Origin of the sequence: Agromyces laixinhei, assembly GCF_006337065.1 — a bacterium.
GTDB lineage: Bacteria > Actinomycetota > Actinomycetes > Actinomycetales > Microbacteriaceae > Agromyces > Agromyces laixinhei.
This window is the reverse complement of record NZ_CP040872.1, coordinates 2,687,846-2,710,882: the sequence shown is the minus strand read 5'-3', so window position 1 is coordinate 2,710,882 and position 23,037 is coordinate 2,687,846. Positions and strand designations below refer to the sequence as shown.

The window sequence follows — 23,037 nt, the reverse complement described above, 5'->3', positions numbered from 1 at the left end:
GAACTGGGCGGGACCGCCCCGACCGGTTACCCGACCCCGTGCTCCGCGTTGTACCGGGCGAGCACCTCGTCGATCGGTCCGTCGAACACCAGGGATCCCTTGTCGAGATAGAGCCCCCGAGTGCAGAAGCGCCGCAGGTCGCGCTCGTTGTGCGAGACGAAGAACAGGGTGCGGCCGCCGGCGAGCAGTTCGTCGATGCGGCGATAGCACTTCTCGCGGAACGCCTTGTCGCCCACGGCGAGCACCTCGTCGACGAGCATGATGGGTTCCTCGAGCTGGGAGATCACGGCGAACGCGATGCGCACCTTCATGCCGCTCGAAAGGTGCTTGTAGGGGGTGTCGAGAAAATCGCCGATGTCGGCGAAGTCGATGATCTCGTCGAACTTCGCGTCGATCTGCGCGTTCGTCATGCCGTGCAGACCGGCGGTCAGGTAGACGTTGTCGCGCACGGTGAGGTCGTCGACGAAGCCGCCGGTGATCTCGATGAGCGGCGCGACGCCGCCGGCCACCTCGACCGTTCCCTCGTCGGCGATCATGACGCCGGCGACGAGTTTCAGCAGCGTCGACTTGCCCTGGCCGTTGCGTCCGACCACGCCGATCGCCTCGCCCGGGCTCACCTCGATCGAGACGTCGCGCAACGCCCAGAACTCCCCGGGGCGGGTTCGACGACGACGTCCGGCGAGCAGGTCCTTGAACGAGCGACGGCCACGGCGGTTGCGCCGGAAGCAGATGCCGAGCCGGGTGGTGCGAATGGCGAAGGCGGGCGTCGAGACGGCGGTCGATGCATCCAAGTCAGATCTCCTTCAGCATCTGGCGCTCAGACGAGCGGAACACCCACAGGCCGACCACGAGGATGACGAGCGACATCACCGCGGAGACCACGACGTTGAACCAGTCGAGTTCGTCGGGGAAGAATCCGGCCCGGTAGATGCCGAAGATACCCGAAAGCGGGTTGAAGGCGGCCCAGAAGTGCAGTTCCGACGGCAGGTCGGTCACGCCGTAGATGATGGGGGAGGCGTAGAACAGGAATCGCAGGGCGAGTTTCACGGCCCGCTCGAGGTCGCGGAAGAAGACCACGAGCGGTGCCACGATGAGGGCGACGCCGGCGGTGAGCACGGCCTGCAGCACGATCGCGAGCGGGAACAGTGCGAGCTCCCAGTGCAACTGGACCTGCTCGTGGAACACCACGACGAACAGTGCGAGCACCGGCAATGCGAGTAAGAACTCGAGGCCCTTCGACAGCACGATGCGGTTGACCCAGATCGTGCGGGGGATCATCGTCGAGCGCACGAGTTTCGCGTCCTTCAGGAACGCGCGCGTCGAGTCGGAGACCGCGCCGGTGAACCACATCCACGGGAGCAGCGCCGTCAGCAGGAAGACGATGTAGGGGTCGGTGCCAACCGGTCGCTGGAACACCTGGGTGAAGACGAACCAGTAGATTCCCGCCATCACGAGCGGGTCGAGCACCGACCACACGTAGCCGAGGGCGGAGGTCGAGTATCGCACCTTCAAGTCGCGCGTCGTGAGCAGCCAGAGCGAATGCCGGTACCGCGCCCACGGCGTCCGCCGCAGCGGATGGGCATCACCGTACGTGTTCGATACCGTGCTCATCACGCTCTCATCGTAGATGCCGGGCCGGGGTAGATTTGTCTACAGACGGGTGGCAAGTGCCGAGCCCAGTCGGAAGGAACCTCGTGCACCGCACCAGTACCCGCATCATCCTGAGCTGCGCCGCGATCGGCGTCGGCGGTGGTCTGTTCGCCGCCGGGGCGGGGTACGTCGCCGGGCTCATCGCCGGAATCGCCCCGATGCTGTACGGCATCACGATCGGCTCGCACTTCCTGCCGAGCGCCGTGGCACTCGCCCTGCTGAAGCGCCCCGGTGTCGGCATCCTCACCGGATTCATCGCGGGCCTCGTGGGCGCGGCGTTCGCCCCGCAGTGGATCCTGCGGTTCCTCGGCACGGGCCTGCTCGTCGGTGCGCTGCTGGAGCTTCCCTTCTTCATCACCCGATACAAGAACTGGTCGCCCTGGCTCTACTACGTCGCAGCTGGGGCCGCAGGCCTGCTGCTCGCCGCCGGCACCTTCATCGCCCTCGGCCCGGAGCACTACGCGCCCTGGTTCTGGGCGCTCTACCTCGGCCTCTTCACGCTCAGCCCCATCGTCTTCACCTGGCTCGGCCGTGTGATCGCTGCGTCGCTCGCCCGTGCCGGCGTCGCGCGCACCCTCACGACCGGGGGCTGAGCGCACCGAGAGACCGAGAAGAGCGGATGCCCCGGGGCATCCGCTCTTCTTCAGTGCTGTTCTGCTGTGCGCTGTGTTGCAGGTCACACGAAGTGGTTCGCGCGCTCCAGGTCTTCGGCGAAGTCGATCTCGACCGCGTAGAGGTCGGAGATGTCCATCGGCTCGACGAGGATGCCGTTCTGCTCGATCGCGAGCTCGAGGCCGCGCTCGAAGTAGTCCTGGTCGCCGACGCGCCGCAGCTGCGCGAGGAACGTGGCCTTGTCGCGGCTCGAGATGTAGTTGATGCCGACGGCCTCGCCGAGGCCGCCCCTGACGGTCTTGGAGAGCTGCTTGATGTAGCCCTCGGCGCTCGTCGTGTACTTCACCTCTTCGTCGGACACCTTCGAGGTGTTGACGGTCACGAAGGACTGGTCGCGTGCGATGTAGGGCAGCGCGCGGTCGAGGATGCTCGGATCGAAGACGACGTCGCCGTTCATCCAGAGCACCCCGCCGGGGCGTGATGCCGAGAGGGCGCGCATGAGGCTCTTCGAGGTGTTCGTCTGGTCGTACTCCTCGTTGTAGACGAACGATGCCTGCGGGAACGCCTCGATGATGTGCTCGAGCTTGTAACCGACGACGATGGTCACGTTGGCGTTGCCGCCGAACGAGTGCTCGATGTTGTCGAACTGCTGGCCCATGATGGTGCGGCCGTCGCTGAGTTCGGTGAGGGGCTTGGGGAGGGATCGCCCGAGCCGGCTCCCCATGCCGGCCGCGAGAATCACGATCTGGGTCACTGCATCTCCTTCGGTGGGCCGGACGCATCGCGAGTCACCCTCGTCGCCGAAGGTTCGCCCCGATTTCATCCGGAAGTTCACATATGGACACGCCGTTATGCCGGATCTCAGGATATCCGGGGTGCGCCCTGTCCACCATCCGGGGGGCGAGGTCGTAGTGCGATCGTGATAGGACGCTCAGGTGTTACCCAGCCTCTGGCGAGATCTTCCCGTGCCGAATCTCGCTTCGGCGGTGCTGATTGATAGGTTATCTGGGTGACTTCCGTTTCGCGCTCCGAACACGACGACGAGACTGCCGAAGGCACCGACGTGGGGGCGTCCGAATCGACGGAATCCCGGTCGGAGCGTCCGGCGGCCGCGGCGCCGGTGCGACCTGCGCGGAAGACCGCATCGAACACCGAGACCGCGAAGACTCCCGCCTCGAAGGCTCCGGCTGCGAAGACTGATGCCGCGAAGACTCCGGCCGGTGCGAAGACCGCTGCGGCGAAGAAGACGGCTGCGAAGCCGACCGCTGCGAAGACGGCTGCGGCGAAGAAGACGGCTGCGGCGAAGAAGACGGCCGCGGCGAAGAAGACCGCCGCCGCCAAGACGTCCGCCGCGGAGTCCGCTGCCGACGGCGAGACGAACGTGAGCCCGTCTGCCTCGAAGCGCACTGCCGCATCGCGTACCGCATCGGCGAAGGCGGCAGCCTCGCGCGGTGAAACCGCCAAGGCCACGAGGACGCCTCGCGCGTCGGCGGCGAAGAGCGCCGCAGGCACGTCGGGCGGTCGCACGGCCGCTGCCGCCACAGCAGCCACGAAACGTCAGACGCAGCGTGTCGCGGCGGCCCTCACCAAAGAGACGACGGCCGCCGAGCGCACCACGCGCAAGGCGCCTGCCACCTCCGCCGCGGCCGTATCCGAGCCGACGGTTCCAGCGGCGACGGTTCCGGAAGCGCAGGTGCCGGCGACGGCGGTGCCCGAGACGCCGCTGACCGTGACACCGACGATCCGTTCCGAGATCGACGAGGAGACCGTCGAACGCACTCCGAAGCGCCCGGCCGCCGCCGCAGCCGTGGGCGCTGCGGCGATCGCCGCGGCCGAACCCGAAGCGGCCGCTCCTGCCGAAACCACCCCCGTTGCCGACGACACGCCCGTTGCTGCCGAGGCGCCCGTCGAGACGGAGGTCGAGCTCGCTGAGGCATCCGGAAGCGCGGCGCAGGCCGTCGCGGTGATCCGCCCGACCAAGCAGCAGACGGCACGGAAGAAGCGCTCGTTGCGCCCGGCTCGCCCAGCGCCGGCGGCACAGGCGCCGACGGTGCTCGCGATCGACGGGCTCGTGAAGAAGTTCGGCGAGAACACGGCCGTCGACGGCATCAGCCTCGACGTGCGCGCCGGCTCGTTCTTCGGCATCGTCGGCCCGAACGGGGCGGGAAAGACGACGACGCTCTCGATGGTGACGGGCCTGCTCCGCCCCGATGCGGGAGTCGTGCGCATCCACGGCATCGACGCCTGGGCGAACCCGCAGGCGGCCAAGCGCGCCACGGGAGTTCTGCCTGACCGACTGCGGGTATTCGACCGGCTCACCGGCGCGCAGCTGCTGCACTACTCGGGCGTGCTCCGCGGCCTCGACAGTCGCACGGTGCGCGAGCGCAGCGCCGACCTGATCACCGCGTTCGGCCTCGATGACGCCGTCGACCGCCTCGTCGCCGACTACTCGGCCGGAATGACGAAGAAGGTCGCGCTCGCGTGCGCGATGATCCACTCGCCGCGGCTCCTCGTGCTCGACGAGCCGTTCGAATCCGTCGACCCCGTGTCGGCCGCGAACCTCACCGAGATCCTCGAACGCTACGTGGCCGGGGGCGGCACGGTCATGCTCTCCAGCCACGGTATGGACCTCATCGAACGCGTCTGCGACTCGGCGGCCATCATCGTGGCGGGGCGCGTGCTCGCGGCGGGCACGCTCGACGAGGTACGCGCCGGACAGACGCTCGAAGACCGATTCGTCGAACTCGCCGGCGGACGCAAGGCTGCGGAAGGCATGGAATGGTTGCACAGTTTCTCCGACTGAAACTGCGACTGCTCGGCAACATCTTCCGGCGAAGCCCCTGGCAGGTCGTCGGCATCGTCATCGGGCTCGTGTACGGACTGGGGATGGCTGCTCTGCTGGTCGCCTTCCTCGTGGGCCTGCGCTTCGTCGATGACGTCGCGCTCATCCGCGACGGTTTCGTCCTGGCCGGGGCGCTCACCGTGCTCGGCTTCATCATCGTGCCGCTGATCTTCGGCGTCGACGACACCATGGATCCCCGGCGGTTCGCACTCTTCGGGCTGCCCGACCGTTCGCTCGCCATCGGGCTTGCGGTCGCGGCGACCGTCGGCATTCCGGCACTGGTGCTCGGCATCGTGCTGCTCGGCACGGTCGTCACCTGGTCGCGTGGCGTGGGAGAGGCGCTGCTCGCACTCATCGCCGCGGCGATGGCGTTCGCCACGTGCCTGCTGCTCGCCCGTGTGGCGACCGGGATCGCCTCGTTGCTGCTCGCCACCCGGCGCGCCCGTGAGCTCAGCGGGGTGCTCGGCCTGCTCCTCGTCATCATGGCCTCGCCGTTCATCGTCGTGCTCGTCTCGGTCGACTGGGCCGGTTCCGGAGTGCAGGTCATGGAGTCGCTCGCCGGCGCGCTCTCGTGGACTCCGCTCGGTGCCGTCTTCGCAATCCCCGGTGACGCCGCGAACGGGCAATGGGTACCCGCCATCCTGAAGCTGCTCATCGCCGCTGCAACGCTCGTGGTCATCTGGTTCGGCTGGCAGGCGCTCGTCGCGAAGATGCTCGTGACTCCGGGCCGTGAGGCCTCCGCCAAGAGCTATCGCGGTCTCGGCTGGTTCGACCGGCTGCCGCAGAGCGCCGCCGGCGTCGTCGCCGCACGCAGCTTCACCTATTGGTTCCGCGACGCACGCTACTGGATCTCGCTCGTCATCGTGCCGATCGTGCCGATCATCGTCATGGTGCCGCTCAACCTCGCCGGCGTACCGACGGAGTACCTCTGGCTCATCCCGGTGCCGCTCATGTGCCTCTTCCTCGGGTGGAGTCTCCACAACGACACGGCCTACGACTCGACGGCCATCTGGCTCCACGTCGTCTCCGGTGTTCGCGGGGTCTCCGACCGCGTCGGGCGCCTCGTCCCGGTGCTCGTCGCCGGCGTGCTCGTCATCGGTCTCGGCAGCGCGGTCACGGTCTTCGTGCTGAATGACTGGCGGTTGCTGCCGTCGATCCTCGGGGTGAGCACGGCGCTCCTGCTCGCCGGGCTGGGCGTGGGCTCGATCACCTCGGCGCGGTTCCCCTACCCGGCCGTCAAGCCCGGCGACAGCCCGTTCCAGCAGCCACAGGCCACGGGCACGATCACGGCACTCGTGCAGTCCGTCACGATGCTGGGTTCGCTGCTCATCGCGTTGCCGGCCGTGGTGTTCGCCGGGCTCGGCATCTTCGTCGACCCGGCGTGGCATGCGGCATCCTTCGCCTCGGGCATCGGCCTCGGCCTTCTCGTGCTCGTGATCGGGGTGATGGCGGGAGGCAGGGTGTTCGACCGCCGAGGCCCCGAGATGCTCGGTGCCGCGATCCGCGCGTAGAATCGAACCCATGATCTCCTCCGTTCGCGTGAGCATCGCCGAGCCCGGTTCGCCCGGCGGCGGCACCGACGTACTCGACCGCGAGCTCGAGAAGCTTCTGAACGAAGAGGCCATCGAGCCCGGCGACCACGAGCGGTTCTCGCACTACGTGAAGAAAGACAAGATCCTGCAGTCGGCCCTCACCGGCAAACCGGTGAAGGCGCTGTGCGGCAAGAAGTGGACCCCGGGTCGCGACCCCGAGAAGTTCCCGGTCTGCCCGGCCTGCAAGGCGATCTACGAGAAGATGAAGGCGGAGTAGCAGATCTCCGGCGCTGTGGCCGGTCCGCTTGAGCCAGGTCATCCGGTCTGAAATGCTCCGACGATGGCACCCATCGCAGTGAAGGTCACGGCGTTGTAGCCACCGTTGATCGCGAACCACGCGAGGCCGCGTCGCTCGAACAGCGCATTCACTCCGAATGCGGCGGCGACCCACCCGATGCCGGCGACCGCCCCTGCGGCCGCGCCGAAGCCGACCCCATTGCGCCCGATGAACGCAGCGAGCGCTGCAGCGATCACGAGTGACAGCACGAAGGTGCCTGCGAATGCCAGCAGTGCCCTGTGCTGCAAGGCCTCGTCGGCGACGCCGGCTGCGCGCTGCCACGGCTTCGCGAAGAGCAGCGAATACCAGACGCCCCCGATGACGAATCCCGAGAGTGCCGCGAGCAGCACGCCCCACCAGTTGATGTCGATCGCCATGAGTCACTCCGTTCCTCGTGGCGCGATGTTAACTGCCGCGGCCCGACCGGAGATTGTACGAATTTCACCACGATGTCTCAGCCGGGTGGGCCCGGCACGTCTTCGAGCGGCACGAAGCTCGCGGCATCCGGGCCGAACTCGGCCACTCGTCGCAGGTACTCGGCCGGCGTGTACCCGCTGAAGCGGCGGAAGGCCCTGATGACGTGCGGTTGGTCGTAGTACGGCGACACGGCGGCGAGATCCGCCCAACTCGGAAGGTCATCACCGAGCGGGAGGCCGACGATGAATCGGTGGAACCGGAGCACTTCGGCGAAGTGTTTCGGTGCGATGCCGCAGGCCGCGCGGAAGTGCGTGATCACGGTCTTGTGCGAGACACCGGCGTGGGCGGCCAGGTCACCGATTCTCGCGTCGGGATGCTTCTGCATCGCCGCGAGTATCGTCGAGACGAGCCTGTCTGCCCCGATATCGGGGCGCCGCGCCGCACGGAGGAACGACTCGAGCGCCGGCAACGCGGCATCGGGAGCGGGCTCGGCGCGCACGCGGGCGATGAGATCCGCAATGTCCCCGAAGACGTCACTCGCCGACAGTATCCGGCCGGCGACTTCCGACGGCGGCGTCGAACTGAACGCGCGGAGGCCGTCGGGTGTGAACTCGACCCCCACGTGCCGGATCAACGTCGGGTTCTCGATCAGCAGGAACTCGGATTGGATGCCGGAGACGAACGCCTCGTCGACGACCGAGGCGTTTCCACGGGGGTCGATCAGCCGGTACGGGGACGACAGGTTCACGATCGCATGTGCGAAAGGGAGCGGAAGGATCTTCTCGTAGCGCCGCTCGCGTGGGGCCTCGAGGAACCACATCCTGGTGACGAAGGGGCGCAACTCCTCCGGCGCTGACTGCTCCTCGTACCTCACCGGTACGTCGTCGGGATCACCGGCTCGCCGCGGCCGAGCCGGAACGCCTCGATGGGCAGCTCCTGCATGACGGTAGCGCGGTGCGTGCGTGCGGCCTCGGTGCCGGCGTGGCCGAGGAAGGCCGGGTCGGCTTCGCCGTTCGACATCAGCTCGACCATCAGCGGTCGCAACCGGCTTCCGGCTTCGAACTCGGCCTCGCCGTCGGGGCCGTCGCCGACGAACACCAGCTCCTCGCGAGCCGTGAGGGTCGAGTCGAGGCGCCGGGCGGCGTTCTTTCGCCCGCCGACGCTCGCTTTCTGTGTGGATGCCTTCGCGACCGGCACCCACTCACCGGCGTCGTCGCGACGGGCGACGAGCTTGAACACCATGCCGGCGGCCGGAAACCCCGAGCCGGTGACGACGGCGGTGCCGACCCCGTAGGCGTCGACCGGCGCGCCTGAGAGCCCGGCGATGGTGAACTCGTCGAGGTCGCTCGTGACGGTGATGCGGGTGTCGACGGCACCGAGGCCGTCGAGTTGTTCGCGCACGGCCGCGACGACGGTCGGCAGGTCACCGGAGTCGATGCGAACCGCGCCGAGTTCGGGCCCGGCGACCTTCACGGCGAGCTCGACGCCCTTCGTGATGTCGTAGGTGTCGACGAGCAGTGTCGTCTTCGGCCCGAAGGCCTCCACCTGCGCACGGAACGCTCCCTCTTCGGTGTCGTGCAGCAGCGTGAAGGCATGCGCGGCCGTTCCCATCGTGGGGATGCCCCAGGTACGCCCGGCCTCGAGATTCGAAGTGGCGTCGAATCCCGCGATGTAGGCGGCGCGTGCCGCGGCGATCGCCGACCCCTCGCTCGTGCGGCGGGAGCCCATCTCGGCGATCGGTCGGCCGAGGGCGACCGAGATCATGCGCGCGGCGGCACCGGCGACCGAGGAATCGTAGTTGAGTGTCGAGAGCACGAGGGTTTCGAGCATGACGGCTTCGGCGAACGTGGCCTGGATCGTCAGCAGCGGCGAGCCGGGGAAGTACGCCTCGCCTTCGCGGTAGCCCCAGATGTCACCGGTGAACCGGTAGTCGGCGAGCCAGTCGAGCGTTGCCGGCCGCACGACCTCGTGCTCGCGCAGCCATTCGAGTTCGGCCTCTTCGAAGCGGAAGCGCCGGATCAGTTCGAGCAGGCGCCCGGTACCGGCGACAACGCCGTACCGCCGCCCGTCGGGCAGACGTCGCGCGAACGCCTCGAAGAGGCTCTCGCGGTGGGCGGTGCCGTCGAGCAATGCGGCGTCGACCATCGTCAGTTCGTATCGATCGGTGAAGAGCGCAGCTGAGCCGGTCACCCGCCCAGCCTACCGAGGAGGCCCCGATCAGGGGGGAGCGCTACGCTTGCATGTCGTGACGGATGCACCGATCGGAATCTTCGACTCCGGGGTCGGCGGGCTCACCGTCGCCCGGGCCGTGAAAGACCAACTGCCCAATGAATCGATCCTCTACATCGGCGACCTCGAGCACTCGCCCTACGGGCCGAAGAAGATCGCCGACGTTCGGGGCTATGCGCTCGCGGTGCTCGACGATCTCGTGGCACAGGGCGTGAAGATGCTCGTGATCGCCTGCAACACGGCCTCGGCCGCGATGCTGCGCGACGCGCGCGAGCGTTACGACCTACCCGTCGTCGAGGTGATCCAGCCGGCCGTGCGCCGGGCCGTCGCGGCGACGAAGACGGGCCGAGTCGGCGTGATCGGCACCGCAGGCACGATCGCGTCTCGCGCCTACGACGACGCCTTCGCCGCCGCGCCGCACCTCGACCTCTTCACTCGGGCGTGCCCGCGCTTCGTCGAGTTCGTCGAGGCGGGCGTCACCACGGGCGACGAGTTGCTCGCAATCACCGAGGAGTACCTGGCGCCGCTGAAGCAGGCCCGCATCGACACCCTCGTGCTCGGCTGCACGCACTACCCCTTCCTGAAGGGCGCGATCTCCTACGTCATGGGCGAGGAGGTCTCACTCGTCTCGAGTGACGTCGAGACGGCGAACGACGTCTACCGGGTGCTCGTCGGCGCCGGCGCCGAGCGACGCGCCGCGACGCCGCCGAGCTATCGCTACGAGGCGACCGGCCGCTCGACGAGCGCGTTCCTCGACCTCGCCCACCGGCTCATCGGCCCCGAGATCCCGAGCGTCGAGCTCGTGCAGACCGGCGCCGTCACCATCCCCGACTACGTACGGCTTCGACAGGAGAACGCATGACCGAGACATCCGAGCCCACCACCATCATCCGCGCCGACGGGCGTACCGCCGCGCAGTTGCGCGAGGTGACCATCGAGCGCGGATGGAGCGAGCATGCCGAAGGCAGCGCGCTCATCTCGTTCGGCAAGACCAAGGTGCTCTGCACGGCGTCGTTCACGAACGGCGTGCCCCGCTGGATGAACGGCAAGGGCAAGGGCTGGGTCACGGCCGAGTACTCGATGCTGCCGCGCGCCACGAACACGCGCAACGACCGCGAGGCGGTCAAGGGTCGCATCGGCGGGCGCACCCATGAGATCAGCCGTCTCATCGGCCGGAGCCTGCGCGCGGTCGTCGACACCAAGGGGCTCGGCGAGAACACGATCCAGATCGACTGCGACGTGCTGCAGGCCGACGGCGGCACCCGCACCGCCGCGATCACGGGCGCGTACGTGGCACTCGCCGACGCGATCGAGTGGGCTCGCGACAAGAAGTTCGTGGGCCAGCGCGCTCAGCCGCTCATCGACACGGTCTCGGCCGTGTCGGTCGGCATCATCGACGGCTCGCCGATGCTCGACCTCGCCTACGTCGAAGACGTGCGCGCCGAGACCGACATGAACGTCGTCGCGACCGGCCGTGGCCTGTTCGTCGAGGTGCAGGGCACGGCTGAAGGCGCCCCGTTCGACCGCCGCGAGCTCGACTCGCTGCTCGACCTCGCGCTCGCCGGCACCGCCGAACTCACGCGCGTACAACAGCGCGTGCTCGCCGAGGCCATCGCCGCAGCGGGGGAGTGACGCCGATGAGCCTCGAGATCGTGCTCGCGACCCACAACCAGCACAAGGTCGACGAGTTCCAGAAGATCCTGGGCGAGCGGATGCCTGGCGTCACGGTGCTCGCCTACGACGGGCCAGAGCCCGTCGAAGACGGCACCTCGTTCGAGGCGAACGCGTTCATCAAGGCGCGCGCCGCGGCCGCACACACCGGCCGCATCGCCCTCGCAGACGACTCCGGCATCGCGGTCGACGTCATGGGCGGTTCGCCTGGCATCTTCTCGGCGCGCTGGGCAGGGCCGGGCATGGGCGCGAAGGCGAACCTCGACCTGCTCCTGGCACAGCTCAGCGACATCCGCGACCCGAATCGCACCGGGCATTTCCACTGCGCCATCGCGCTCGTGGTGCCCGAGGCGGCCGGTGGTCCGCACGAGTATGCGGCCGTCGGGCTGTGGCCCGGGCGCATCGCCCTTGCTGAATCGGGGGTGCACGGGTTCGGGTACGATCCGATCTTCGTGCCCGATGGCTTCGAGGTCTCGTCGGCCGAGCTCGCGCCCGAGGTCAAGAACATGCACAGTCACCGGGCGCGGGCGTTCGCGGCGCTCATTCCGGAGCTCGAACGAGTCGTTGCCGCGAGCGAGGCCGCCTCCGGCTAGGAAGCGCGGCGGGCGCGGGCGGCGCGGCGCTTCAGGGCGCGGCGCTCGTCTTCGCTGAGGCCGCCCCAGACGCCCGAATCCTGCCCGCTCTCGAGGGCGTACTGCAGGCAGATCTCGGTGACGGTGCAGCGACCGCAGACGGTCTTGGCCTTCTCGATCTGGTCGACGGCGGGGCCGGTGTTGCCGACCGGGAAGAAGAGTTCCGGGTCTGCGGTGAGGCAGGCGGCCTTGTCGCGCCAATCCATAGAGATGCTCCTTGCGGGGTGTACTTCGATTGCAGACACGCACGATTGCGATTGCCGGAATCCGGCTGCTGCAGGGGGAAAGCCGAATCTCGGGAAGTAGGATCAGTGACTGATCGGCTCACGTCCCTGTGAGCATCAATTCGGCCTCATAAATGGTCGCATAGCGGAGAGTTCGAATCAATAGCCTTGTATGGGACAACCCTGTGAATCGGCGTGACGACGCCCCCCTCGATGCCAGAGATGCGCCGGAGCCCGGCGTTTCCGGCCGTGAACCGGGTGCCGGTGCAGCGCTCGTCGTGGTGAGCCTGCTGCTCTTCCTGGAGGCCGCAGCGATGGTCGCCCTCGTGATCTGGCTCCTCGCCGACCTCTTCGTGCTGGCCCCGTCGTCGTTCGCGACGGCGATCGCCCTGCTCGTGCTCGTCGTGCTCGGCGCGGCCTGGGTCGTCGCGGTGGCGTTCGGATCCCTGCGACGAGCACCGTGGTCGCGTGCCGCGGCCATCGTCTGGCAGATCCTGCAGTTGTCCGTCGCCGTCGGCGCGTTCCAGGGCCTGTTCGCCCGCCCGGATGTCGGCTGGGTGCTGCTGGTGCCGGCGATCACGGTGATCGGCCTGCTGCTCTGGAGGCCCGTCCGGCTCGCCTACGCGCGCACCGAGGATGAGGGCGCCGCCTGACAGGTGCGGCCGGCCGCCGCACTCGACTCAGCTCTCGAGGCCGAGCTCTCGTCGCAGTCGCGCCACGTGGCCGGTGGCCTTCACGTTGTAGAAGGCGCGCTCGACGAGCCCTGACTCGTCGATCACGAACGTCGACCTGATCGACCCGACGACGATCTTTCCGTAGAGCGACTTCTCGCCCCACACGCCGTACGCCTGCTGCACGGCGAGGTCGGTGTCGGAGAGCAGCGAGTACGTGAGCCGGTCGCGCTCGGCGAAGGCGGAGAGCTTCGCGACGTCGTCCTTCGAGACGCCGAGCACGCGGATGCCGGCGCTTGCGAACGAGTTCAGGTTGTCGCGGAAGTCGCACGCCTCGGTCGTGCAGCCCGGCGTCATCGCCTCGGGATAGAAGTAGAGCACCACCTTCGTACCGCGCAGGGCCGAGAGCGTGACCGGGTCGCCGTTCTGGTCGCGCAGGGTGAAATCAGGTGCGGGGTCGCCGGGGGCGAGTCGTGCGTCGGTCATACCCCATGGTAGGCACCTCGACCGTGGATTCCCTTCTCAGGAGTTTCTCGGGCCGAGAGGGCAAATTTCGGTCGATTCTCCTGAGAAGTGGTGTGTTTGCGGGTGGCGTTCCTGAGAAAAGTGGAGGGGAGGGAGGGTCAGGGGGTGGTGGTGCCGGCGAAGGTCGTGAGGAGGCGCTGCAGAGACTCGAGCCTGGCAGGGCCGGTCTCGCCGAGTTCACCGGCCTCGACGGCTTCGACGATCGCGCAGTCGGGGGCGTCGGGCAGGTGCGTGCACCCGCGGGGGCAGCGTTCGGCGACGCGATCGAGATCGGTGAAGGCCCGCAGGATGTTCGCACGATCGATGTGGCCGAGGCCGAACGACCGCACGCCGGGGGTGTCGATGACCCAGCCGCTTGCCGTCTCGGTCTCTGGAGCGAAGCGCAGCCACACCGTCGACGACGAGGTGTGGCGACCCCGGCCGGTCACGAGGTTGACGTGCCCCGTCGCCCGCCCGGCGCTCGGCACGAGCGCGTTCACGAGGGTCGACTTGCCGACGCCGGAGTGACCGACGAAGACGGTGCGGTGGCCGACGAGTGCCTGTGCGATCTCGCCCAGCGGCATCTGCCCTTCACCGCTCAGGAACACCGGCAGCTCGAGGCCGGCGAAGTTGCGCAGGAACTCGGCGGGGTCGGCGAGATCGGTCTTCGTGATGACGAGCAGCGGCTTGATGCCGGCGTCGAACGCCGCGACGAGGTAGCGGTCGAGCAGGCGCAGGCGCGGTTCGGGATTGGCAGCGGCGACGACGATGAGCATCTGGTCGGCATTGGCGACGATGACGCGTTCGACCTCGTCGGTGTCGTCGGCGCTGCGGCGCAGCAGCGTCGTGCGCTCACCGATCCGCACGATGCGCGAGAGGGTGCCGGGGTCGCCAGTGGTGTCGCCGACGAGGTCGACGCGATCGCCCGTGACGACCGACTTGCGGCGCAACTCACTCGCTCGCGCCGCCGAGATGACGCGCTCGTGGGGTCCGTTCTCGTCGAGCAGCACGCTGTAGCGGCCGCGGTCGACGCCGATCACCATGCCGACGACGGCGTCGGCGTGCTCGGGGCGCTGCTTGGTTCGAGGGCGGCTGCCGCGGCGGCTCGGTCGCACGCGCACATCGGACTCGTCGAACTCGGGCTCGTCGTCTTCGACGTCGTCGCTCCACCAGGTCATGCGGCGCTCCACCACGTCATGCCAGCATCTGCTCCCAGAGGCCGGTGAACTGGGGGAGGGTCTTGCCCGTCGTGGCGATGTCGTCGACGATGACGTCGGGCACCGCGAGACCGATGATCGCGCCGCTCGTGGCCATGCGGTGGTCGGCGTAGGCGCGCCACGGTCCGCCGTGGAGCGGCGCGGGCTCGATGCGCAGCCCGTCGTCGAGTTCGGTGACCGTGCCGCCGAGGCCGTTGATCTCGGCGGTGAGCGCGGCGAGGCGGTCGGTCTCGTGGTGGCGAATGTGGCCGATGCCGGTGATCGTGGACGGCTCGTCGGCGAGCGCCGCGAGCGCCACGAGATTCGGCGCGAGTTCACCGGCCTCTGAAAGGTCGAGATCGACACCGCGGATGCCGCGGCCGTCACGGCCCTCGGGGGCGTGCACGGTGAGCCGGCCGCCTTCGACCTCGACCCGAGCGCCGAAGAGCGGCAGGATCTTTGCGAGCTGCGCGCCGACCTGCGTGGTCTCCGCCGGCCACCCGGTGATGGTGACGGAGCCGCCCGCGACGAGCGCTGCGACGAGGAACGGCGCGGCGTTGGAGAGATCGGGCTCGATGTCGACGTCGATCGCGCGAATGGGGCCAGGCGCGACGATCCAGCGCCCGGGCTCCGGACTCTCGACCTCGACACCGCGTGCCCGGAGGTTCTCGACGGTCATCTCGATGTGGGGCATGCTCGGCACCCGTTCGCCCGCGTGGCGGAGGTCGAGGCCGCGTTCGAATCGCGGAGCGGACAACAACAGTGCCGAGACGAACTGGCTCGAGGCCGAGGCGTCGATCACGAGCTCGCCACCGCCGACTGCACCGGTGCCGTGCACGGTGAACGGAAGGGTACCGCGACGGTCGTCGTCGAGGTCGACACCGAGCGCCTGCAGGCCCTGGATCACCCCGGACATCGGGCGCTGCCGGGCATGCTCGTCGCCGTCGAACATCGTGGGGCCGAGAGCGAGCGCGGCGACCGGCGGAAGGAAGCGCATCACGGTGCCCGCGAGACCGCAGTCGATCGTCGTGGAGCCGAGCAGCTCATCTGCGGGTGTCACCCGGAGATCGTCGCCGAATCCGCCGTGGCCGGGCACTCGCTCGAACCGGGTGCCGAGGGCGCGCAGGCCCTCGATCATCAATTCGCTGTCTCGAGACCAGAGCGGCGCATGCAGTGTGGACGGGCCGTCGGCCAGCGCCGCGAGCACGAGCTCGCGATTGGTGAGCGACTTCGACCCGGGGATGGCAAGCACCGCGGAGAGCGGCGCCGCGGCGACCGGCGCGCGCCACCCGTCATCCGTCTCGGTCTGCCTGGCATCGCCGTACGGATCGAACTCGGGCGCGGAATACTTCGAAATCTGCATCGGTTATCAACAGTAGCGTCAGGCGACGCGGAAGGAGTCGGTGTTGCGCATGTCGTTCGGAGTGCTCGAACGCCCCGCAGTCTCAGGGGTCGACGATCTAAGATGGCCGGTGATGACTGCCGATCAGACCGATGCGACACCGAACGCCCCCGACACTTCCGACGCCGAGGAAGCCGCGCGGCCACTCGGCGAACTGTTCGAAGAACAGGCACTGCCCTTCATCGACCAGCTCTACGCGGCCGCCCTTCGCATGACGAAGAATCCCGCCGACGCCCAAGACCTGGTGCAGGAGACCTTCGTGAAGGCGTTCGCGGCGTTCGGTCAGTTCACGCAGGGCACGAACCTGAAGGCGTGGTTGTACCGCATCCTCACGAACACCTTCATCAACAGCTACCGCAAGAAGCAGCGTGAGCCCTATCAGGGCACGATCGACGACCTCGAGGACTGGCAGCTCGGCGGTGCCGAGTCGACGACGGCACGATCGAGCCGTTCGGCCGAGGTCGAGGCGATCGACCACTTGCCCGACAGCGCCGTGAAAGACGCGCTGCAGGCGCTGCCGGAGGACTTCCGGCTCGCCGTCTACTTCGCCGACGTCGAGGGCTTCTCCTACCAGGAGATCGCCGACATGATGAACACCCCCATCGGGACCGTGATGAGCCGCCTGCACCGTGGCAGGCGCCTGCTGCGCGAGTCCCTCGCCGAGTACGCCCGCGAGCAGGGATTCGCCGCGGCCGAACAGGCATCCCAACCCGCGAGGAGACAGAAGTGAGCGACTGCGGCTGCGACAAGGCGAGAGCCGAACTCGAGGAGTACCTGCACAACGAGCTGCGCGGGCCGGATGCCTCGGACATCCGCGACCACGTCGCCGGCTGTGCCGACTGCCAGGCCGAACTGCGCGTCGGCGTGGCGATCACCGAGGTCGTTCAGCGTGCGTGCCGTGAGAGCGCGCCCGAGCAGCTGCGGGTACAGGTGCTCTCCCAGATCCGGCTGTACCAATCGACGCACACCGTCGCCTGACGCGCGAGGGCAGCGCATGCGCCCCTCAACCGTTCGTCCGATGCGGACGATGACGGTCTGGCCGTAACGTCGACGGCGTGATCGGCGACTCCGAACGAACAGCGAAGCAGCGCATACCGAGCTGGCTTCGCGTCACGATTCCCGCCGCCCTCATCCTGATCTGGTTCGGGTTGTTCGGCGCGGGCGGCGCGGCGTTCGGTTCCCTGAGCGACGTCACGACGAACGATCAGGCGCAGTTCCTGCCCGCGTCGGCAGAGGCCACCGAGGTCAACGAGCTGCAGGAGGGCTTCCGCGACTCCGACGAGATTCCGGCGATCGTCGTGATCGCGAGCGACGAGCAGCTCGATGATCGCCGGCTCGCGGCGATCGACGACCTCAGGCAGGAGCTGATCGACATCGACGGCGTCGATGCCGAGGGCGCGTCGCCCGTGCTGCCGTCCGACGACGGACAAGCGGTGCAGTTGATCCTGCCGATCCAGCAGGTCGAGGGCGGCGAGAAGCCGGCCGAGATCGTCGCGGAGGTGCGCACGATACTCGGTGAACAGACCCTCGACGGCACGACCGCCGCGGTCACCGGCCCTGCGGGGTTCACGGCCGACCTCACCGCAGCGTTCAGCGGCATCGACGGGCTGCTGCTCGCCGTCGCGCTCGCCGCCGTGTTCCTCATCCTCATCGTCGTCTATCGCTCGCCGCTCCTGCCGTTCATCGTGCTCTTCACGAGTCTCACCGCGCTCTGCGCCTCGGTGTTCACGGTCGTGACGCTCGCGCGCGCCGACATCCTGCTGCTGTCGGGGCAGACGCAGGGAATCCTCTTCATCCTCGTGATCGGGGCGGCCACCGACTACGCACTGCTCTACATCTCCCGCTATCGAGAGGCGCTCGTGCACCACGAGCGCAAGTGGGAGGCGACCTGGGCGGCGCTCAGGGGCTCGTGGGAGCCCATCGTCGCCTCGGGTGGCACGGTCGTCGTCGGCCTCCTGATCCTGCTCGCGAGTGAGCTCACCTCCAACAAGGTGCTCGGGCCGGTCGCCGCGATCGGCATCGTCTTCGCCATGCTCGCCGCACTCACTCTGCTGCCCGCACTGCTCCTCTGGGCGGGGCGCGCCGCATTCTGGCCGAGGCGGGTCGGCCGCGCCGGCGACGCAACCGAGGTGCACGCCCGCCACGCAGCAGGCGTCATCGACGCCTCGGCGCCGGACGAGGCCGACCTGCCGGGACGCGGCATCTGGGCGGGCATCGGACGGGTGGTCTCGCAGCGACCCCGTACCGTGTGGGTCGTGTCGGTGCTGGCGCTCGGCGCCATGTCGCTCGGCCTCGCGCAACTCGATGCCGACGGGGTCGCGTCGAGCGAGTTCGTGCTCGGCGAGTCGCAGGCCCGAGACGGTCAGGTGATCCTCGGCGAGCACTTCCCGGCGGGGTCGGGCACTCCGGCGATCGTCATCGGCCCGGAGGGCGAGATGCAGCAGATGGCCGACGTCGCACTCGACACGGCCGGCGTCGACTCGGTCGCCGTGGTGAGCGCGGACTCACCCGCAGGCACCGCCCCGATGACGGGTGAGGGCATCCGTGCCCTCGGACCACCCGGAACGCCAGCCCCGGCCCCGACGGTGGTCGACGGTGACGTGCTGTTGCAGGTCACACTCACCGATCCGTCGGACTCGCTCGGAGCCGAGGCGACCGTCGAGCAGCTCCGCACGAACCTCGACGAGGTCGGCACCGAGGTGCTCGTCGGCGGGTCGACGGCAGTCGCCCTCGACACGAACGCCGCGGCGATCGCCGACCGCACACTCGTGATTCCGCTCGTGCTCGCCGCGATCCTCGTGATCCTCATGCTGCTGCTGCGATCCATCGTCGCGCCGCTCATCCTCATCGCCAGCGTGGTGCTCTCGTTCACTGCGGCGCTCGGCGTCTCGGCTCTCGTGTTCGAGCATGTCTTCCACTTCCCCGGTGCCGATCCGTCGGTGCCGCTCTTCGGGTTCGTCTTCCTCGTGGCCCTCGGCGTCGACTACAACATCTTCCTGATGACACGGGTGCGTGAGGAGTCGCTGCGCTTCGGCACGCGAGCCGGGATCATCCGAGGGCTGCGGCTGACCGGCGGCGTGATCACCTCTGCAGGGCTCGTGCTCGCCGCGACCTTCGCGGCGCTCGGGGTGCTGCCGATCCTGTTCCTGGCGCAGATCTCGTTCATCGTCGCATTCGGGGTGCTGCTCGACACGTTCCTCGTGCGCACGCTCCTGGTTCCGGCCCTCGCCTACGACGTCGGTCGCGCCATCTGGTGGCCGAGCCGCCTCGCGCGCGCTGCGGAGGCGGAGCCGGACCGAGCCGCGTGAACGACTGAAGCGAGCGGATGCCCCGTGGCATCCGCTCGCTTCGTCGGGGGTCTCAGAGCGTGGTCGCGCTGCGCACGAGCTCGGCCTGCTCGGCCGCGTGACGCTTCGCGGAACCGGTGGCGGGGGAGGCCGCTGCCGTACGGGCCAGGACGCGTACCGGGCGCTTGCCGAGCTTGTTCGTCTCGATGATGAAGTACGGCCAGGCACCCTGGTTCTCGGGCTCGTCCTGAGCCCAGACGAGTTCGGCGTTCGGGTAGGTCTCGGCCACGTCCTTCAACTCGGTGGCCGGCAGCGGGTAGAGCTGCTCGAGGCGGATGACCGCGACCTCGGTGTTCTGCTGCTTCTCGAGTTCGGTGATCAGGTCGTAGTAGATCTTGCCCGAGACGAACACGATGCGCTTGACAGCGGCCTTGTCGCTGATGCGGGCATCGTCGATGACCGGTTCGAACCTGCCGTGCGTGAAGTCGGAGACCTCGCTCGTGGCGCCGCGGAGGCGCAGCATCGCCTTGGGGGTGAACACGACCAGCGGCTTGCGCGGGCGTGCGTAGGCCTGGCGACGCAGGAGGTGGAAGTACGACGCGGGCGTCGAGGGGCGCGCGACGGTCATGTTGTTCTCGGCGCAGAGCTGGAGATACCGTTCGATGCGGGCGCTCGAGTGGTCGGGGCCCTGGCCTTCGTATCCGTGCGGCAGCAGCAGCACGACCGAAGAGCGCTGGCCCCACTTCTGCTCGGCCGAGGAGATGAACTCGTCGATGATCGTCTGCGCGCCGTTCGCGAAATCGCCGAACTGCGCCTCCCACATGACGAGGGCGTCGGCCCGTTCGACGGAGTACCCGTACTCGAAGCCCACCGCGGCGTACTCGGAGAGCAGCGAGTCGTAGATCCAGAAACGAGCCTGGTTCTCGGAGAGGTTCTGCAGCGGCAGCCACTCCTGACCGTTCACCCGGTCGTGCAGCACGGCATGGCGCTGCACGAAGGTGCCGCGGCGCGAATCCTGGCCGGCGAGGCGCACCGGGGTGCCCTCGAGGAGCAGCGAACCGAGCGCGAGCAATTCGCCGAAGCTCCAGTCGATCTTGCCGTTGCGGCTCATGTCGAGGCGCTTCGTCAGGAGCTGCTGGATCTTCGGGTGCACGGTGAAGCCCGCGGGCTTGTTGTTGAAGGCATCGCCGACGGCGTGCACGACCTCGGTCGAGACCCCGGTGGTCTCGAGTTCGCCGGAGACCGGCTCAGGTTGCGCCACGATGTCGGTCGCGCCGAGGATCGGGATGGCCCCGGTCTGCGCGGCGTGCGTCTCGGCGAAGGCGCGCTCCAGGCGGTCCTGGAAGTCGCGGTGCGCCTCTTCGTACTCCTCTTCGGTGATGTCGCCGCGACCGACGAGCGCTTCGGTGTAGAGCTTTCGCACCGAGCGCTTGGCCTCGATCAGGTTGTACATGAGCGGCTGCGTCATCGAGGGGTCGTCGCCCTCGTTGTGGCCGCGACGACGGAAGCAGACGAGGTCGATGACGACGTCGCGCTTGAACTCCTGGCGGTAGCGGAACGCGAGTTCGGCGACCCGCACGGCGGCCTCGGGGTCGTCGCCGTTCACGTGGAAGATCGGCGCCTGGATGGTCTTCGCGACATCCGTCGCGTAGATCGACGAGCGGGCGTCGCCCGGCACCGTCGTGAACCCGACCTGGTTGTTGACGACGACGTGGATCGTGCCGCCGGTGCGGTAGCCGCGGAGCTGGGACATCTGCATCGTCTCGAGCACGACGCCCTGGCCGGCCATCGCCGCATCGCCGTGCACGAGGATCGGCACCGTCGAGAACGTTCCGATCGGCTTCCGGTCCTGCTTCGCGCGAACGATGCCCTCGAGCACGCCGTCGACGGCTTCGAGGTGAGAGGGGTTCGCCGCGAGCGAGACGGGGATCTGGTGTCCGTCGCTCGCGGTGAAGGTGCCCCGGGTGCCGAGGTGGTACTTGACGTCGCCCGAGCCCGAGAAGCCCTTGGACTGCTGGGTGCCCTCGAACTCGCGGAACACCTGGCCGTAGGTCTTGCCCGCGATGTTCGTGAGCACGTTGAGCCGGCCACGGTGCGCCATGCCGATGGCGACCTCGTCGAGGCCCTCCCTGGCGGCGCCCTGCAGGATCTCGTCGAGCAACGGGATGACGGACTCGCCGCCCTCGAGGCTGAAGCGCTTCTGGCCGACGTACTTCGTCTGGAGGAAGGTCTCGAACGCCTCGGCCTCGTTGAGCTTGCCGAGGATGCGCAGCTGCTCGTCGTGGGTCGGCTTCTCATAGGAGCGCTCGACCTCGTTCTGGATCCACTTGCGCTGCACCGGGTCTTGGATGTGCATGTACTCGATGCCGATGGTGCGGCAGTACGAGTCGCGCAGCACGCCGAGGATGTCGCGGAGCTGGGCGGTGCGCTTGTCTCCGAACCCGCCCGTGACGAACTCGCGATCGAGATCCCAGAAGGTCAGGCCGTGGCTCGCGATATCGAGGTCGGGGTGCGAACGCTGCACGTACTCGAGCGGGTCGATGTCGGCCATCAGGTGGCCGCGCACGCGGAACGCGTTGATGAGTTCTTGCACGCGAGCGGTCTTGTCGATGGCGCTCGCGATGTCGACCGAGATGTCGGGCGCCCACCGGATCGGCTCGTAGGGCAGACGGAGCTCGGCGAACAGGTTCTCGTAGAAGCCTCGCTGGCCGATCAGGAGTTCGTGCACCTTCTTGAGGAACTCGCCCGACCCTGCGCCCTGGATGACGCGGTGATCGTAGGTCGAGGTCAGGGTGATGGTCTTGCCGATCGCGAGGTTCGCGAGGGTCCTCTCGGAGGAGCCCTGGAACTCGGCCGGGTACTCGAGGGCGCCGGCGCCGATGATGCAGCCCTGGCCCTTCATGAGACGCGGCACGGAGTGCTCGGTGCCGATGCCGCCCGGGTTCGTGAGCGAGATCGTGGCGCCGGCGAAGTCGTCGGCCTTGAGCTTGTTCTGGCGGGCACGCTGCACGAGGTCTTCGTAAGCCGCGAGGTACTCGTTGAAGGTCATCGTCTCGGCGCGCTTGATCGCGGGGACGAGCAGGGCACGCGTGCCGTCGGGCTTCGGAATGTCGATCGCGATGCCGAGGCCGACGTGCGCGGGCTTCACGAGGCTGGGCTTGCCGTCGGGCTCCGAGTAGTAGACGTTCTGGCTCGGGAACTCCTTGAGCGCCTGGATGAGCGCCCACCCGATGAGATGCGTGAACGAGATCTTGCCGCCGCGGGAGCGCCGAAGGTGATTGTTGATCACGATGCGGTTGTCGATGATGAGCTTCGCGGGGATCGTGCGGACGCTCGTCGCGGTCGGCACGGTGAGCGAGGCGTCCATGTTGGTGGCGAGCGCCTTCGGCATGCCCTTGAGGGTGACGATCTCGTCTTTCTTCAGCGTGTCGCCGTCGACGACGACCGGCTGCGGGCTCGTGACCGGCACATCGGCCGGCACCGGCTGCGTGCGAGGGGCCACCGACGTCGTGCGCGCGGCCGGGGTCTGGCCCATGACCGGTATCGGAGCCGTCACCGGCGACGCCGGCTCTGCTGCGGCGGCGGGCTCTGCTGCAGTGGCCTGCTCTGCGGTGGCGGCGGGCCCGGCGGCACCCTCGGTCTTCACCTGGCGGTAATGCTCGAGCACCGGCCACCACGTCTTGTCGACCGATTGCGGATCGACGACGAACTTCTCGTACATCTCGTCGACGAGCCACTCGTTGGCTCCGTATTCGCCCGACGTCGTCTCGTCGGAACCCGATCCGGTCAATTGGCTCGACACAGCCTTTCGCCCACTCTCTCCGTTGATGC

The 23,037-nt window shown here is 68.3% G+C and carries 22 protein-coding genes; 11 read left to right on the top strand and 11 right to left on the bottom strand.

Translation table 11 applies throughout. From position 1 onward, the window contains the following. Positions 1–26 precede the first annotated feature (26 nt). Positions 27–791, bottom strand: a complete 765-nt coding sequence (locus FHG54_RS12845; RefSeq protein WP_233437766.1) for an ABC transporter ATP-binding protein — start codon at positions 789–791, stop codon at positions 27–29. Position 792: 1 nt separating this feature from the next. Further along, positions 793–1,611, bottom strand: a complete 819-nt coding sequence (locus FHG54_RS12840; RefSeq protein WP_139417623.1) for an ABC transporter permease — start codon at positions 1,609–1,611, stop codon at positions 793–795. Between the two features lie 83 nt (positions 1,612–1,694). Here FHG54_RS12840 and FHG54_RS12835 point away from each other — a divergent pair, with 83 nt between their 5' ends. Next, positions 1,695–2,243, top strand: a complete 549-nt coding sequence (locus FHG54_RS12835) for an ECF transporter S component (RefSeq protein ID WP_168197176.1) — start codon at positions 1,695–1,697, stop codon at positions 2,241–2,243. A gap of 83 nt (positions 2,244–2,326) precedes the next feature. Here FHG54_RS12835 and FHG54_RS12830 read toward each other — a convergent pair whose 3' ends face one another. Continuing rightward, complete coding sequence (locus tag FHG54_RS12830; RefSeq protein WP_232331463.1) at positions 2,327–2,986, bottom strand: phosphocholine cytidylyltransferase family protein; 660 nt, start codon at positions 2,984–2,986, stop codon at positions 2,327–2,329. Between the two features lie 1,284 nt (positions 2,987–4,270). Here FHG54_RS12830 and FHG54_RS12820 point away from each other — a divergent pair. From FHG54_RS12820 to FHG54_RS12810, 3 genes are read left to right on the top strand one after another with little or no spacing between them, the layout of a single operon-like run. Beyond that, on the top strand, positions 4,271–5,065 hold the full coding sequence (locus FHG54_RS12820) for an ABC transporter ATP-binding protein (protein ID WP_232331462.1): 795 nt from the start codon (positions 4,271–4,273) through the stop codon (positions 5,063–5,065). Beyond that, positions 5,041–6,615, top strand: coding sequence for a hypothetical protein (locus tag FHG54_RS12815; protein WP_139417619.1), 1,575 nt, complete (start codon positions 5,041–5,043; stop codon positions 6,613–6,615). Before FHG54_RS12820 ends, FHG54_RS12815 begins: the two co-directional genes overlap by 25 nt. Before the next feature lie 10 nt (positions 6,616–6,625). Then, complete coding sequence (locus tag FHG54_RS12810) at positions 6,626–6,913, top strand: DUF3039 domain-containing protein (protein ID WP_139417618.1); 288 nt, start codon at positions 6,626–6,628, stop codon at positions 6,911–6,913. 38 nt (positions 6,914–6,951) lie between these two features. Here FHG54_RS12810 and FHG54_RS12805 read toward each other — a convergent pair whose 3' ends face one another. The 3 genes from FHG54_RS12805 to FHG54_RS12795 form a co-directional block, all read right to left on the bottom strand. After that, on the bottom strand, positions 6,952–7,350 hold the full coding sequence (locus FHG54_RS12805; protein ID WP_139417617.1) for a DUF1761 domain-containing protein: 399 nt from the start codon (positions 7,348–7,350) through the stop codon (positions 6,952–6,954). A gap of 77 nt (positions 7,351–7,427) precedes the next feature. Continuing rightward, on the bottom strand, positions 7,428–8,264 hold the full coding sequence (locus FHG54_RS12800) for a helix-turn-helix domain-containing protein (protein WP_139417616.1): 837 nt from the start codon (positions 8,262–8,264) through the stop codon (positions 7,428–7,430). Beyond that, positions 8,261–9,580 carry a nicotinate phosphoribosyltransferase gene (locus FHG54_RS12795; protein ID WP_139417615.1) on the bottom strand — a complete coding sequence of 440 codons (1,320 nt, stop codon included), beginning with the start codon at positions 9,578–9,580 and terminating at the stop codon, positions 8,261–8,263. Before FHG54_RS12795 ends, FHG54_RS12800 begins: the two co-directional genes overlap by 4 nt. 55 nt (positions 9,581–9,635) lie before the next feature. Between FHG54_RS12795 and murI the strand changes: the two genes are divergently transcribed. Genes murI through FHG54_RS12780 form a run of 3 tightly spaced genes read left to right on the top strand, consistent with a single transcriptional unit; the run spans position 9,636 to position 11,883 of the window. Beyond that, the gene (murI, locus tag FHG54_RS12790; protein WP_139417614.1) at positions 9,636–10,481 is read left to right on the top strand and encodes a glutamate racemase; all 846 of its coding nucleotides are present in this window, start codon (positions 9,636–9,638) and stop codon (positions 10,479–10,481) included. Continuing rightward, positions 10,478–11,251: a ribonuclease PH gene (rph, locus tag FHG54_RS12785; RefSeq protein WP_139417613.1), complete on the top strand. Its 774-nt coding sequence runs from the start codon at positions 10,478–10,480 to the stop codon at positions 11,249–11,251. The genes murI and rph overlap by 4 nt, the downstream gene beginning before the upstream one ends. Positions 11,252–11,256: 5 nt before the next feature. Then, positions 11,257–11,883, top strand: a complete 627-nt coding sequence (locus tag FHG54_RS12780) for a non-canonical purine NTP pyrophosphatase (protein ID WP_139417612.1) — start codon at positions 11,257–11,259, stop codon at positions 11,881–11,883. Here the strand turns inward: FHG54_RS12780 and FHG54_RS12775 are convergent. After that, on the bottom strand, positions 11,880–12,128 hold the full coding sequence (locus FHG54_RS12775; RefSeq protein ID WP_139417611.1) for a WhiB family transcriptional regulator: 249 nt from the start codon (positions 12,126–12,128) through the stop codon (positions 11,880–11,882). The two genes, FHG54_RS12780 and FHG54_RS12775, sit on opposite strands and share 4 nt — an antisense overlap. 203 nt (positions 12,129–12,331) lie before the next feature. Here FHG54_RS12775 and FHG54_RS12770 point away from each other — a divergent pair, with 203 nt between their 5' ends. Beyond that, positions 12,332–12,799: a hypothetical protein gene (locus FHG54_RS12770; RefSeq protein ID WP_232333744.1), complete on the top strand. Its 468-nt coding sequence runs from the start codon at positions 12,332–12,334 to the stop codon at positions 12,797–12,799. 27 nt (positions 12,800–12,826) lie between these two features. On the opposite strand, the gene bcp is transcribed toward FHG54_RS12770, so the two are convergent. From bcp to aroA, 3 genes are all read right to left on the bottom strand, one after another. Beyond that, on the bottom strand, positions 12,827–13,303 hold the full coding sequence (gene bcp / locus FHG54_RS12765) for a thioredoxin-dependent thiol peroxidase (protein ID WP_139417610.1): 477 nt from the start codon (positions 13,301–13,303) through the stop codon (positions 12,827–12,829). Between the two features lie 137 nt (positions 13,304–13,440). Beyond that, positions 13,441–14,499 carry a ribosome small subunit-dependent GTPase A gene (rsgA, locus tag FHG54_RS12760; RefSeq protein ID WP_139417609.1) on the bottom strand — a complete coding sequence of 353 codons (1,059 nt, stop codon included), beginning with the start codon at positions 14,497–14,499 and terminating at the stop codon, positions 13,441–13,443. A gap of 16 nt (positions 14,500–14,515) precedes the next feature. After that, positions 14,516–15,880: a 3-phosphoshikimate 1-carboxyvinyltransferase gene (gene aroA / locus FHG54_RS12755; RefSeq protein WP_139417608.1), complete on the bottom strand. Its 1,365-nt coding sequence runs from the start codon at positions 15,878–15,880 to the stop codon at positions 14,516–14,518. A gap of 112 nt (positions 15,881–15,992) precedes the next feature. Here aroA and FHG54_RS12750 point away from each other — a divergent pair, with 112 nt between their 5' ends. From FHG54_RS12750 to FHG54_RS12740, 3 genes are all read left to right on the top strand, one after another. Further along, positions 15,993–16,649 carry a sigma-70 family RNA polymerase sigma factor gene (locus FHG54_RS12750; RefSeq protein ID WP_139417607.1) on the top strand — a complete coding sequence of 219 codons (657 nt, stop codon included), beginning with the start codon at positions 15,993–15,995 and terminating at the stop codon, positions 16,647–16,649. Next, positions 16,646–16,897, top strand: a complete 252-nt coding sequence (locus FHG54_RS12745; protein ID WP_139417606.1) for a zf-HC2 domain-containing protein — start codon at positions 16,646–16,648, stop codon at positions 16,895–16,897. The genes FHG54_RS12750 and FHG54_RS12745 overlap by 4 nt, the downstream gene beginning before the upstream one ends. A 77-nt stretch (positions 16,898–16,974) precedes the next feature. Continuing rightward, the gene (locus FHG54_RS12740; protein ID WP_139417605.1) at positions 16,975–19,227 is read left to right on the top strand and encodes an MMPL family transporter; all 2,253 of its coding nucleotides are present in this window, start codon (positions 16,975–16,977) and stop codon (positions 19,225–19,227) included. Positions 19,228–19,279: 52 nt separating this feature from the next. Here FHG54_RS12740 and FHG54_RS12735 read toward each other — a convergent pair whose 3' ends face one another. Then, complete coding sequence (locus FHG54_RS12735) at positions 19,280–23,008, bottom strand: multifunctional oxoglutarate decarboxylase/oxoglutarate dehydrogenase thiamine pyrophosphate-binding subunit/dihydrolipoyllysine-residue succinyltransferase subunit (protein WP_139417604.1); 3,729 nt, start codon at positions 23,006–23,008, stop codon at positions 19,280–19,282. Positions 23,009–23,037: the final 29 nt, after the last annotated feature.

Bases quoted from the DNA above. Each gene is read 5' to 3' on its own strand.
- FHG54_RS12750 (WP_139417607.1), top strand. From the start codon at position 15,993: ATGACTGCCGATCAGACCGATGCGACACCGAACGCCCCCGACACTTCC.
- FHG54_RS12775 (WP_139417611.1), bottom strand. From the start codon at position 12,128: ATGGATTGGCGCGACAAGGCCGCCTGCCTCACCGCAGACCCGGAACTC.
- FHG54_RS12815 (WP_139417619.1), top strand. From the start codon at position 5,041: ATGGTTGCACAGTTTCTCCGACTGAAACTGCGACTGCTCGGCAACATC.
- FHG54_RS12805 (WP_139417617.1), bottom strand. From the start codon at position 7,350: ATGGCGATCGACATCAACTGGTGGGGCGTGCTGCTCGCGGCACTCTCG.
- aroA (WP_139417608.1), bottom strand. From the start codon at position 15,880: ATGCAGATTTCGAAGTATTCCGCGCCCGAGTTCGATCCGTACGGCGAT.
- bcp (WP_139417610.1), bottom strand. From the start codon at position 13,303: ATGACCGACGCACGACTCGCCCCCGGCGACCCCGCACCTGATTTCACC.
- rph (WP_139417613.1), top strand. From the start codon at position 10,478: ATGACCGAGACATCCGAGCCCACCACCATCATCCGCGCCGACGGGCGT.
- FHG54_RS12810 (WP_139417618.1), top strand. From the start codon at position 6,626: ATGATCTCCTCCGTTCGCGTGAGCATCGCCGAGCCCGGTTCGCCCGGC.
- FHG54_RS12830 (WP_232331463.1), bottom strand. From the start codon at position 2,986: ATGGGGAGCCGGCTCGGGCGATCCCTCCCCAAGCCCCTCACCGAACTC.
- FHG54_RS12780 (WP_139417612.1), top strand. From the start codon at position 11,257: ATGAGCCTCGAGATCGTGCTCGCGACCCACAACCAGCACAAGGTCGAC.
- FHG54_RS12840 (WP_139417623.1), bottom strand. From the start codon at position 1,611: ATGAGCACGGTATCGAACACGTACGGTGATGCCCATCCGCTGCGGCGG.
- rsgA (WP_139417609.1), bottom strand. From the start codon at position 14,499: ATGACCTGGTGGAGCGACGACGTCGAAGACGACGAGCCCGAGTTCGAC.